The organism is Halobacillus andaensis, assembly GCF_014636475.1.
GTDB classification, from domain to species: Bacteria; Bacillota; Bacilli; order Bacillales; family Halobacillaceae; genus Halobacillus_A; species Halobacillus_A andaensis.
Window position 1 is genome coordinate 213,064 of the sequence record NZ_BMEL01000004.1, and the last position, 12,181, is coordinate 225,244.

The following is a 12,181-nucleotide window of genomic DNA, read 5'->3' on the forward strand; positions in this document are numbered from 1 at the left end:
TCATATTATTCAAAAATAAATCCTTCAGATTTCATAGCTGATAAAACTTTATAGATTTGCTTCGAATCGAATTTTTCCTCATGATCATGATTTAAGAGCCCATTAACCTCTTGTTCAACATCAGACAGTTGAGTGTAACAAAAGCCTTGAATAGAACCAGTCTCCATAACGGCTTTCATTAATTTCTCAAAACGTAATAATGCTTCCTCTTTCGTTTGCGGTCTAGATCCATAACCCCAATCGTCTTCTTTTAACTCAGGAGCAAAAGCGATTCCTCCAAATTCACTCATTATAATTGGTTCACCACTGTATTGATAACCACGGGCATAGTTTTGTTTTCTACTTGTTTTAGAAGGGCTTCCATTTACGTACTTTTCTTTGGTTTCATAACTGCTGGCAAGTTCATCTGCATTGGAATTGTAATCATGAATCGTAAGAATATCCGTTAATGTGTGTTCCCATCCATCATTACCGACGATGAGACGCGAGGGGTCCAGTGCTTTTGTTTGATAATAGAGAGCGTTTACAAAACTCTGCTGATCTGCCCGATGGTAGATTTCATTAACTCCCCATGATTCATTCATTAGGGTATAAACGATAACGGAGGGGTGATTAATGTGCTTGTGGACCATTTCCCGGCTTTCTTGAAGCATTGCATTCATTGATTGGTCAGTAAATCGGAAGATACTCGGCATCTCTGCCCACATGACTAGTCCCAGTTGATCACATAAATGAATATACCTACGATCGGCAATGGTTTGATGTCGTCTCACTCCGTTAAAGCCCATTTCTTTCACCTTTGTGAGATCATTTTTCATTTGTTCGTAGTCAGCCGTCATCAATGAGTCTTTATAGTATCCTTGATCGAGAATCAATTTGTGATAAAATGTCTCACGATTTAGTAGTATTTTGTCATCATTTACCTCAATGCTGCGCATACCGAAGTAGCTGTTTACCTCGTCCATTACTTCTTCCTCACGTAGTAAGACAAAAGAAATATCGTACAACTGTGGTGAATCCGGACTCCAGTAAAATACCCGAAAGTCAGCTTGATCCGATTCAACATCCACGGTCATCTCAACACTGGTTTGATTTTTTTTCACCGCGGCTCCTACGGTATTGATCCATTCTCCCTGAAAATACACATGAGCTTCCACATAAGCTTTTGATTGATGAGGGGGAAGCAAGGTTTCAAGTTGAAGAGTAGACTGCTCAATGTTTGGTGTCATTTTTACATGTTTGATATGAAGGGGTGAAACTTCTTCAAGCCACACCGGCTGCCAAATGCCGGTTGTGCGTGTATACCAGCATAAAAAGTTGGAAGATTTCCAGGATTGTTTTCCTATAGGCTGCTCTACACTATTTCGATCTTCCACTCGTATTACGATGGAATTATCCCCGTGTTGAACAGCCGAGGCAATTGAAAAGCTAAACGGTGTGTGCCCTCCTGTATGCTCCCCAATAAATTGACCATTGACCCAGACCTTGGTGTAATAATCAACTGCTTCAAAATGAAGGAGCAGATCCTTGTCCAAAGCTTTCTCCCAATAAAAATTTCTTTTATACCATACAATTTCATGTTCCTCTTTTAAATAGAGGCCAGACTTTTTACTTTGATAGGCATAAGGAACTTGAATTTTTTGAGAAAGCTTTTCCGAGGCGTTATGCCACCCCTCTTGTTCTCCAATATCACGATCATCAAACGTGAACTCCCATTCCCCGTTTAAGTCGTACCAATCATCCCTCCTGAATTGTGGTCTAGGGTATTCATGTTCTGTAGATTTCTTTTTTTCTAAGCGAGATGCAGAGCTCACGACCATCACTATCGCTCCTTTTCTAATAAAAAGTAAGGGTTTTCATTTGTTAGGTACTATTATTACACAAAAAATAGTTTCATTACAATAAAAATAGTAATAAAAATTAAAAAATTTTAAAAAGGCTAATTTAATAACAAAAACTCCAGTCGTTTGACTGGAGTTTATAAATTTAAGTAAGAGTTATTACCTAAAAGGACTAATTAATATTCAACCTTTTCCTCCTGTTTCTTCCATTCTTCAAATGGTAAATTCTTTTCTTCTAAATCAATTAAGTGAAAGGGGATGTATCGTTCTTCATAGTCTTTATTAATTTCTTCATAAATAAATTGATCATCAAATCCTTCAGCTGCTGCCAGCTTTTGATCAGCTGCGTAATACACTTTTTCTATTCGAGCCCAATATATTGCTCCTAAGCACATGGGGCAAGGTTCACAACTCGTGTAAAGGACGCAATCTTTCAGCTGAAAGGTGTTTAAGTTTTCACAGGCTTTACGAATTGCCTGGACTTCAGCGTGGGCCGTGGGATCATTAGTGGAGGTGACTTTGTTCTGTCCAACTCCCACAATGTTGCCATATTGGTCGACGACAATCGCCCCAAAGGGTCCACCGTCGGATTGTATGTTTTCAATTGCTAAATGTATCGTTTGATATAAATAGTTTTTGTGGTCCATAATCAACCTCCTAGGAATGTAATTTTCAGAATAATCAATTTTATGATTAGCTTCAATGAAGTTGTAAGATTATGTAACACACCCAAAACCTTTTATATAAAAATTCCGAGCCAAACGGCATTAATCATCGCCAAAATCAAGATGATTTTTTCATAGGATGAAACCTGCTCATCATCTTGCACTTCCATCTTTAGCACAAGAATGATCGCTGCTCCAGTTAAAACAAGCAGACCAACTGCAGCCTCGATTCGCTCCAATCCTAACCACACGGCACAGGCGCCGGTTAACCCAAAATAAAGCAAGGCGGGAAGTCTGCTGAATGCTAAACCGAATTTTTCTATCGACCATACGACACTCGTTCGTTTCATTGGAGTGGCTTGTCTGTCAGCATCACGATCGGGGATATGATGCACCATCACCCAGGCTATACAGAAAAGGGCGTTTAATGCAGCGTTCTGCCAGACCCATTCAGGGAGACTGTCTAACGTTAGCCATGCCCCTGCTAAACCTAGGAATAAGACAGACGGGAAGGTCGAAAGCCATTCTCCTATGAACGGGCGATAACTAAATTGAAGAGGGGGCAGGGAATAAGAAACGGCTCCCCATATCCCTATAGATAGCAAGATTGCTAATTTATAATAGCCAAAAAATAAAAAGGTGAGTACCACCAGGATTAAAAGTAATAGAAGACTTTTACCAGTACGCCAAAGATTCTCTGGAGAAATATAACCTGTTTGAATCACGCGGCTGCCTCCCGACAAAATCGCGGGGCTGTATTGGTCCGTCCCAGATCTATGATCCACATAGTCGTTTAAAAGATGTGTAAGGACACCATGAATGATAAAGGCACCCAGAATTAATAGAAAAAATAATGGATATAATTCTTGAGATGAAATCGAAGTGTAGAGATACAAAGGAAGAACAGTAGAAACGATCGTAGCTATACTAGAGGAGATCACAGCGATTGATCGAAGGAGAAGCCAGCCTCCTTTTAGTGAAGTTAATGTTTGGTTGGTTAACATATATATCCCCCTTCATTCGAACGATGAATGTCGATAATCGATACCCTTATTCATCAAAAGTGAACCTTAAAATGTTATGAAGTGTCCAATACCTTCTTGAACTCTCTTCATAATATAGGTTATAAACACGAGGAGATGATAAATGGTGGGTAAAAATTATTTGCGATGGTCAGAGGAACCATACGCGGGAGAGCGGCATGCACCTAACGATCCAGTAACGCCATTGGCCGGGTCGTGGCCTCTTATAATGCTCGAGAGAGATCCGCATGGTCACTACCTTAAACCGAATGGTGAAAAAATGAAATTACCGATTGAACCTCCCAGTCGTATCGATTTCGAAAAAGAGCTGTTAGAGGTACAAAAAACGTTAAAACATCTTACACCTGAGGAAAAGAACATAGGAATTTATTATGGAACGGGAGTACCGACGAAGCAGTGGACACCGGTGATCGATCGCCTGATTGATACGTATGACGTCAGTCCAACGACTGCAGCCAGAATATTAGCTGTAGTTCAGGCGGCTGTGAATGATACGATGATTATCGTTTGGGATTTGAAGTACAAATGGGACGTAGCAAGACCCAATCAATACGATCAAAAAATGAAAACTTTATTATGTACACCGCGTTTTCCAACTTATCCGTCCGGTCACGCCACGATGTCAGGATGTTCGGAGGTGATTTTAAGTTATTTCTTTCCTAGAGAGGCGAAAAAGCTTAAAAATATTGCAGAAGATGATGCGGTTAGCCGTTTGTACGGAGGAGTTCACTTTCCTTCTGACAATGAAGAAGGGCTTCGTCTAGGAAGATATATTGGTTCTGTTATTGTCGAACACCTTAAGGAGCAGAAGGAAAGAGGACTGAGACCAGTCGATCATCCATCCCGACGCTACTTAGACGCAAAGATTGATCCGTTAAACTATAAACAGTTCATACCTTTCGACTTTCCGAAAGAGTGCTCGTCGTTAATCGATGATGACTTTAAAGAAAAGGAAGATGATGTAAAGTATGGAGATACTCCAAAACCGAAGTTGTTTTATTAAAAAATAGGTAAAAGCACCTATCTCGTTTAATTGGATGGGTGCTTTTTTTACGAGCTAAGAGCAGCAATTGGTAGTCATTTCTTCTCTATTCAAATTAAGGATCTTCCACTATGATGGATGGGAAGATCTAACAGTGTAACCATAGGGAGGAAATCATTTTTGGTGCGTGTTGTTTTTATTTTATCGTTAGTTTTGACGGGATGCAGTGGTTTGGTGGAGGACTCAAAAGCGGTAAAGGAAGAAACGTTTGCCGCACATTCGGATAAAACGTTCAGCGAAATGAGCTGGAAGGATGCAACAGCTCTTAAAGGTACAAACACAGATGGACATGAACCGATTGAACTAGTAGCCACTGGTGATGTGATGTTTGAATGGTCACTGGATCAAACAATAGAGGATAAAGGACCTGAATATCCTTTTGAGCAGGTCGCAGAACCGATTTCAAATGCTGATTATGCGCTCACGAACCTTGAAACAGCAGTCACAGATCGTGGAGTGAAAGAGGAAAAAATCTATAACTTTAGAACAGATCCAGAAAATCTTCAAGGACTGAGTAAGGCCGGATTTGATTTTGTATCACTAGCCAATAATCATACGCTGGATTACGGAAGCGAAGGTTTAGTAGATACGTTGTCTTATTTACATACATATGATTTAGATTATGCAGGTGCTGGACATAACGAACAAGAGGCCTATCAATCTCATACGATTGAATTGAACGGGGAGACGGTCAGTGTACTTGCATTCTCACAAGTATTGCCTAGTACGGACTGGTATGCCATAGGAGAGCAGCCTGGAATCGCCAGCGGTTATCAACAAGAGCGTTGTCTTGAACTCATTAAAAAAGCAAACGAGATGTCTGATTATACGATCGTGTATATGCACTGGGGCAATGAAGGAGAAGCCATTCCTGAACAAGAAACGAGGGATTATGCCACTCGCATGGTTCATGCTGGAGCTGATGCTGTCATTGGCTCGCATCCTCACGTACTGCAAGGATTTGAAATAATTGATGGGACACCTGTGGCCTATTCATTAGGGAATTTTTTATTCCCGGATTATGTAGAAGATGCTCAAGCTCAAACCGGTTTGCTACAGGTGGAGTTACATAACGGAGAAGTGCAAATGAATTTTGAACCGTGGAAAATTAAAGATGATCAAATCATAAACCCTGGAGAGCAATACCAGGATGATATATGGACGTACTTAGAAGAGATATCCTTTGGAGTGGCAATAGAAGAAGGAGATATACGAGCGTTTCAATAAAAAAGCTGTCCTCTTCACTAGAGGACAGCTTTTTTTACTATTAAATTCCTGGTCGATAAGAGGTTTCAGGAATATCTTCATAGCGTTCTGGATCAAGCTCATTCACTGAGCCGTCTGCTACGCCCTCAATAATTGCTTGTAACCCTGTTTCTACGGCGTTAACAAGCATTCCTTTTTTCTTTTGTCCCATGCTTTGTGTTTGTCCCGTAACTTCAAAAAGAACGGTTCCACTTCCGTTTAAAGCAAAAGAGCCTAGTGCCGTACCCGGCAAGTCCAGCCCTTGACTGTACAACGTAATGTTGTCAAATGGTGAACTTCCCATAGATTGAAGAGCATCATAAGCAGCTAAATTTAGCTGGCGTGAGAAATCGTAGTCATAGTTGTCTTCGTACTCTGCATATTTAGCACCTGCTTCGCTTGAAGGGTCAGGAACGAACTGTCCAGACAGCGACAATGTGACAGGATCTGACGTCCCTTCCACGTAATAAAGTCCCTGGTGATGTAAGTCTACAAATACATCGACTTTACCGAATTCGTCTTCTAATCCTTTATATACATCTCGAACGGTTTGAGCTTCAGGTGTGATATACCATCCGGGTTCTGAAGAAGAACCCGGCACATCTTCTGGTTCAGGAGTGTAGTCTAAATCCGGATTGAAATCTCGGTTCACATCAAATCCAGGTTGAGATGAATAGTCATCCCCTTGCAAAGTGGCTCCATTTTCCGAATAGTAGTGGTTCCACGTCGGACCATCTGCACCCTCTAGTTGAGGGAAGTCCTGTAGTACTTCTTCCCATGACATGGCATTCCCCCGGCGATCGAGTTCTGAAGCATCTGGGTTCATTTTAGGCAGTGTGACAAGTGTAACCTCTTCGAGCAAAGCTTTTACATCAGGAGAGTTGCTGGACCCTAAATGCTGAAGTAGATTTAAAATCGCTTCCGTGCCGGTTTTTTCATTGCCGTGTATTTCACTTTCGATTAAAATGACACGATCTCCATTTCCGACGCGTGCTTGGTGAATGTCTCGACCGTTGTTGGATTGTCCAACGACTTCAACTTCTACACGACCTTGACTTGATTGTTCAATCTTCTCAAGTTTTTTACCAAGCTGTTCATAGTCGGTAAAACCAGAGCTGTTGTAATTTTGCTGCTCAGGTGTACCTGGATGGTTCCCTGCTGCATATGTTGGCATCGCTAAACTTGTACAAAGGGCTAGAGTACTGACAACAGTGAATACTTTTTTCTTCATGTTCTCCACTCCTCAAATTGTTATTATTCGCCATAACCACTTTCAGGAAGGTCATCCCAGAAGGACGTGTCTGCCTCGTTAATAGAACCATCAGCTAAAGCTTCAAGTGTTGCTTCCATTGCTGTAACAGCTTGTTGGATCAGCTTCCCGTTGCTCTTTTGTCCCAGGACATAATCATCGTATTCGTGATCGGCCATTCCACGCATTTCAAACAATAACGTGGCGACATCATATTCTACTGCAAGACCGTTACGGCTGATCGTTTCTGCTGATCCACCAGGATACTTAGAAAGTAAGCCATATCCTTTATCACTTACAGCATCGTAAACAACAGAACCAAGCTGCTTCGAACGTTGAAGCACTTCATCATCTACATTTTCCGTCGTTGGATAAAGAATAGAGCCTGATACAAGCTCATCTGAATCACCGAGTGTCGTTTGTGTACCTTGGTGGTGAAGGTCAATCATGTAATCGGGGCTGTACTTTTGTAAAACATTTTCATGAAAGGCCTTCGTTTCGGGCTGTTCACGATCAATGTGATCACGGTTTAAGTCAACTTCGTTTGCGTTGTAGCGCGTATGTGTACCTGATACGTAATCATCTAAAGAGAAATTAACATCTCCTTCAGCCCCATCAACATTCAAGCGTGGAGCAATAAGCACATTTACGTTATCTAAAATTTCTTGAGTTTTCTTACCGTTTGAAGTTAAATTCTGAATAAGTTTAAGAGCCCCTTCAGTCGTTAATGTCTCATTTCCATGCTGCTGTGTAAGGAATAACACAGTAGGGTTGTCTTCATTAGAACCAAATTTTGCTAAGTATAAGTCTCGTCCTTTTACAGACTCTCCGTAAGTTTCAAGCTCCATAGCTTCAGATTGACTGTCAGCCTTCTCCAATACTTTGACCATCTCTTCATAATTGTGAAGGCGTTCATTTTTAATCGTTTCATTGCCCTCATAGTTTGGTCCGTTGGCACTGTTGTCACCTGCTAATACTGTTCCTGTTGCTGCTCCAGTAGCAAGTAAAGTACCTGCTAATGCCACCGATAAGACTTTTTTCTTCATCAATCATCATCCTCCTTCAAATTTTGTTGTCTAGACCACTTCAATAATGAACATTGGAATTCCTTTTATTTTGAGGAAAATAATAACAAGTAACTAGATGAGGGTAGGTGATTTGGAGGGGGAGCTAAAAGTTTCGGGACCATAGTATGGGATTTGGTGAGTTTAAAGTCGTGAGTGAAATGACATAAAAAAAGTGCTTCAGCCATATGCTGAAGCACGTTATTCCTTTTCAGTTAAATAAAAGCCAATGTATTTAAGAGCCGCTTCTAAATTCGTCACGGTCTTCGTTTTTAAAGAGAGCAATTTTACATTGTTCACTTCATGGCGAGCAATGTCCGGGGTAATCCCTGTAATGATCGTTTCAATCCCCATAAGTTGTAACGATTGAACCATATTGATCAATACATTTGGAAATACGCCATCCACGATAAGTAGTCCAGATAAATCAATAATAAAATAATTGATGTCATTTTCTGCACTATAAGTAAGTACATTGTTCATTATTTTATCCGCCCGGGCCTCATCAATGATGCCTTGAATGGTAAGGATGGATACCCCTTTTATAATCGGAATGATTGGAACATTTAAAAAAGCCATATTGTATTTTGTCTGATCTAGTTCAATAAGATGAGATAATACTTCCGCCATAGACTTCATGTACTGGATATCATCGTCACTGAATTTCTTTTCTTCTCGATCCATGACGCACAAAGTGCCAAACACTTCACCACTGGAATCTTTTAATGTGACTCCTAGGAAACCTTTCATTTTTAATTGAGTAGTGACTTCAAGTTCTTGTGTTAGTTCGTCCTTCTCTAGATTAAATGTGGTCATTGCTTCTTGATCATCTGAAATAATTAACCGGCAATACGTTCCGCCGTATTCTACAGAATACCCCTCTGGAATAATCTCTTCTTGTTTATTATAGGAGCTTAGCACCGTCATTGCTGACTTCCCTCTACGTGTCACATAAGCCGTGTTTACGTTAAGACGTTCACTAATTAATTCAAAGATTTTTTTGGAAGCTTTGCGTAACGAGTGAAAATCCGTGGATGATAAGTTATATGGATTAGTCAAGAGTATTTCCCCCCCTATAATGATAATTTCAGTTCGCTCTAATTAAGTAGTTTTTATTTTACCACAAACCGTCATATGTAATGGTGAGGGATGCTCAAAGGCTAAGAATGCGAGAGACCTGCACGTGTAGTAGAACATTGAAAGCACATGACAAGTAATTAAAAAAGTTAAGCTCAATTGCACTGGTTCTCTAAATCATTATGAGCAAAAACACTCTTTTTGGATAAGAGTGTCAGCTTGTAGAGAAACTTTAGTTTTACCTTTTTACCTTGAAAGTGTAAACACTTCCTGCATGAGGAAGTGGAAAGGGTTATAGGAAACAACTCTCTATCCCTGAGCGAATGGTGTGCTTCTCGGGCTTTATAAGCCCTCCGGGGTCACACCTTATTCGTATCTCCCCTAGGGGTGTCGCTGTTTCCTATAACCCTTTTTCGATAAAAGCCGCGTCCTAATAGATCAGAGACTTTGAGGCGTCCATGATAAGGTGGTTCCGTGCACCTCATGATATAAAAAGGAACGGAAAGAGTGGCGACTCCTGCAGGATGAGCAGACAGGAGAGGCCACGGAGGTCGCAGACCGAGGAGACTTTCCGTCTTGCCCCGCGGAAAGCGCCGCTTTTTCCTGTTCCTTTTCTGCAGACTCTAATGTAGGAACCAGAGGAGGCCTTGTTTACATTTATCCATACTTTTTCGACATTATGAAAGAGGCGAATCTTCGCCTCTTTTCTTATTTAAGAATTTTCTCTTTGGTTAAAACAGATTCAATCGCAAGCTGGGCTTCCTTCATAACGGATTCTCTCCATTCCGCTTCTGGGGGATAGAACATGTTTTTTAACTCCTCGAGGATCCATTGCCTATCTTCCTCCCGTTCAGCACCTTCCCAGTACAATTGATTTTCTAATATAATCGTCGTAAACTCGCGTAGTTCTGCTTCGCGATCAGCTCCAAACGTCCCAAATTCAAACAAAGCAGAAAACAAATGAGTTTCTGGGAATTCCTCATTCTTCAGCTTGTAAAAGTGATTTGTAGAGTCGCCTTTTACCTTTTGAGGTGTAAACTTTTGAATGTTTTGCACCTGATAATCTGCTTTCATTTCATCCTCATTGCGTGGATCGTGCTCAGAGACTACTATTGTAACTTCATTCGTGGGGCCAAGTGCTGTGTGCCAATCCATATGAATGACTCTAGGAAACGTTGAAAGCAATTTTCTCTGCTTATCTTTTAAATAGAGCGTTGATTCCTCTTGAGTGGTGCCGCCATAGTACACACCGCGTTTAAATTCATATTGTCCCATACCTTTTGCTTTTTTGACGCCCTGATAGCCTTGTTCGGCCATTCCTCTGCTTAATTGATGATAGAGATCCGTCTTTTCTTTTCTGATATCTTTTACCTTACCGTTCGGTAAAAATAAGTTGCTTTCTTCTGCGTAATTCTCATTAATATCTAAAGGGATGGAATCTGGATGATAAAAATAATTTCGATTTAAGTCTACATTGTTCTCTGTTACTCGGCGGTAATGTTTCATTCCCCAAGGGTTAAGGGCGTGAATCAAGCAGATTCCAGCTGTGGAAGGGTCGACTTGATCAAGGTATTCATCAACAAACATTCGAATTACAGCAGCACCGGCATAGCCTTCAATTCCATGCTCGCCAGATGTGAGGAATACCACTTGCTCATTTGATTCAAGTGCCTCCGAATAGATGGTGTCAATGGTATTATCCTTTTCTTGACCGATAGATTTGGTTGAGAGACTGGCGTCTGGCCATTTCTTTTGGATTTTATGAAGAAGATGGCGAAATTCATCTCTAGATTCTTCATACGTATTTGGAAAGTATTTGTCGATTTGAAGCATAGGATCACCCCACTCTTTTTAAATGATTGAATAGTATTGAGTTTCCTAGCTGAAGCAAGGTTAAACATTATTATAATAAATAACATAGGGAATGAGTGTAATTTGCACCTTCTCCCTCACATTAAATCTGTATTTTTGATACACTTATAAAAGTTTAGTTTTTGGGGATGAAGGTGGGTTGGATTTTTGTGGACAAGGAGAAAATGTATCAAGACTTAAAGAGAGAATTCACTGACAAAATGGGAAGAGAGTTAAAGAGGGAAGAAAAAGAATTTATTATGTGGATGGTGGAGGAACACCACAAAGAAGAGGAAAAAAAGAATGATTCATATTTTTGATAATAAGGCTCTCGTATAGACGGGAGCTTTTTTAGTAATCTAGGTAATTATAAAATTCCAATCTTTTTTTATAGAGTGATATCCAGCTCCAGCGCCCAGACACTCGCGTCATAAGCAAACCGACCTGCGGAAGGGAAGGCCGCCTCCCTCCGGCCGGTTTGCTTATGCGTGTCGTGTCTACCAAGGCGCTTGCGCCTTAGTTCTTGAATGATATCCTGGCCTGCTTAAGCATACAATGTGGTAAACGTCGGGTTTAAGGAGACATTATGCATGAAAAAGAACAGGATTAAAATCCTGCCGATTCTCGTAGTTGGCTTAATTCCTCTTATCATAGCACTCGTATTATTCCTTTTTAATTTATCAGAGCAACAAGCAAAACGTGTGGTCGATGACTTTTATACATATGAGCAAGAAGGAGATTTCTCTTCTTCTTGGCAGCTGCTTCACCCTTATATGAAAGATAAATTTACAAAAGGACATTATATTCAAGATCGGGCTCATGTGTTTATGAACCATTTTGGGGTCACCACATTTTCCTATGAAGTAGAAGGTGCAGAAAAAATAAAGGATTGGAAGATGGAAGAGGACCGCGACGCTCTTAATGAAGTGTATATGATGACAGTGATTCAGACTTATAAAGGGAAGTACGGACATTTTGACCTTTATCAAAAGGTGTATGCAGCTAAGGAAGAAGGAGAATGGACGATTTTATGGGATTATAATAAATAGAGAGAGAAGGGCTTTCGTGAAAAGTGTAAATTGTCTATTGACGAAAGCGTTTTCT

The 12,181-nt window shown here is 40.5% G+C and carries 11 protein-coding genes; 4 read left to right on the top strand and 7 right to left on the bottom strand.

All coding sequences use genetic code 11. The features are described from left to right. Nucleotides 1-5: 5 nt before the first annotated feature. The 3 genes from IEV27_RS15830 to IEV27_RS15840 all read right to left on the bottom strand — a co-directional run bounded on the left by IEV27_RS15830 (nt 6) and on the right by IEV27_RS15840 (nt 3,510). The gene (locus IEV27_RS15830) at nt 6-1,820 is read right to left on the bottom strand and encodes a glycoside hydrolase family 2 protein (RefSeq protein ID WP_188378475.1); all 1,815 of its coding nucleotides are present in this window, start codon (nt 1,818-1,820) and stop codon (nt 6-8) included. 197 nt (nt 1,821-2,017) lie between these two features. Next, nucleotides 2,018-2,488 carry a nucleoside deaminase gene (locus IEV27_RS15835; RefSeq protein WP_188378476.1) on the bottom strand — a complete coding sequence of 157 codons (471 nt, stop codon included), beginning with the start codon at nt 2,486-2,488 and terminating at the stop codon, nt 2,018-2,020. A 92-nt stretch (nt 2,489-2,580) separates the two neighbouring features. Beyond that, nucleotides 2,581-3,510: a prenyltransferase gene (locus tag IEV27_RS15840; RefSeq protein ID WP_188378477.1), complete on the bottom strand. Its 930-nt coding sequence runs from the start codon at nt 3,508-3,510 to the stop codon at nt 2,581-2,583. A gap of 142 nt (nt 3,511-3,652) precedes the next feature. Between IEV27_RS15840 and IEV27_RS15845 the strand changes: the two genes are divergently transcribed. After that, nucleotides 3,653-4,552 (top strand): vanadium-dependent haloperoxidase, encoded by a 900-nt coding sequence (locus IEV27_RS15845; protein WP_229735388.1) that lies wholly within the window; start codon nt 3,653-3,655, stop codon nt 4,550-4,552. A gap of 162 nt (nt 4,553-4,714) precedes the next feature. Then, nucleotides 4,715-5,818 (top strand): CapA family protein, encoded by a 1,104-nt coding sequence (locus IEV27_RS15850; RefSeq protein ID WP_229735410.1) that lies wholly within the window; start codon nt 4,715-4,717, stop codon nt 5,816-5,818. Nucleotides 5,819-5,858: 40 nt separating this feature from the next. Here the strand turns inward: IEV27_RS15850 and IEV27_RS15855 are convergent, their stop codons facing one another. The 4 genes from IEV27_RS15855 to IEV27_RS15870 form a co-directional block, all read right to left on the bottom strand. After that, a complete protein-coding gene (locus tag IEV27_RS15855; protein WP_188378479.1) occupies nt 5,859-7,067 on the bottom strand; it encodes a M14 family zinc carboxypeptidase in 1,209 nt (402 codons plus the stop codon). Nucleotides 7,068-7,090: 23 nt separating this feature from the next. Continuing rightward, nucleotides 7,091-8,131 (bottom strand): M14 family zinc carboxypeptidase, encoded by a 1,041-nt coding sequence (locus IEV27_RS15860; RefSeq protein WP_188378480.1) that lies wholly within the window; start codon nt 8,129-8,131, stop codon nt 7,091-7,093. Nucleotides 8,132-8,350: 219 nt separating this feature from the next. Beyond that, nucleotides 8,351-9,208, bottom strand: coding sequence for an STAS domain-containing protein (locus tag IEV27_RS15865; protein WP_188378481.1), 858 nt, complete (start codon nt 9,206-9,208; stop codon nt 8,351-8,353). 726 nt (nt 9,209-9,934) lie between these two features. Then, nucleotides 9,935-11,059, bottom strand: a complete 1,125-nt coding sequence (locus IEV27_RS15870) for a M14 family metallopeptidase (protein WP_188378482.1) — start codon at nt 11,057-11,059, stop codon at nt 9,935-9,937. A gap of 188 nt (nt 11,060-11,247) precedes the next feature. Between IEV27_RS15870 and IEV27_RS15875 the strand changes: the two genes are divergently transcribed. After that, nucleotides 11,248-11,397, top strand: coding sequence for a hypothetical protein (locus tag IEV27_RS15875; RefSeq protein WP_188378483.1), 150 nt, complete (start codon nt 11,248-11,250; stop codon nt 11,395-11,397). Nucleotides 11,398-11,667: 270 nt separating this feature from the next. Then, a complete protein-coding gene (locus tag IEV27_RS15880) occupies nt 11,668-12,126 on the top strand; it encodes a hypothetical protein (RefSeq protein ID WP_188378484.1) in 459 nt (152 codons plus the stop codon). Nucleotides 12,127-12,181: the final 55 nt, after the last annotated feature.

Excerpts from the sequence above, each read along its gene's own strand:
- IEV27_RS15835 (WP_188378476.1), bottom strand. The coding sequence starts at position 2,488 with ATGGACCACAAAAACTATTTATATCAAACGATACATTTAGCAATTGAA.
- IEV27_RS15840 (WP_188378477.1), bottom strand. The coding sequence starts at position 3,510 with ATGTTAACCAACCAAACATTAACTTCACTAAAAGGAGGCTGGCTTCTC.
- IEV27_RS15860 (WP_188378480.1), bottom strand. The coding sequence starts at position 8,131 with ATGAAGAAAAAAGTCTTATCGGTGGCATTAGCAGGTACTTTACTTGCT.
- IEV27_RS15870 (WP_188378482.1), bottom strand. The coding sequence starts at position 11,059 with ATGCTTCAAATCGACAAATACTTTCCAAATACGTATGAAGAATCTAGA.
- IEV27_RS15845 (WP_229735388.1), top strand. The coding sequence starts at position 3,653 with ATGGTGGGTAAAAATTATTTGCGATGGTCAGAGGAACCATACGCGGGA.
- IEV27_RS15880 (WP_188378484.1), top strand. The coding sequence starts at position 11,668 with ATGAAAAAGAACAGGATTAAAATCCTGCCGATTCTCGTAGTTGGCTTA.
- IEV27_RS15855 (WP_188378479.1), bottom strand. The coding sequence starts at position 7,067 with ATGAAGAAAAAAGTATTCACTGTTGTCAGTACTCTAGCCCTTTGTACA.
- IEV27_RS15830 (WP_188378475.1), bottom strand. The coding sequence starts at position 1,820 with ATGGTCGTGAGCTCTGCATCTCGCTTAGAAAAAAAGAAATCTACAGAA.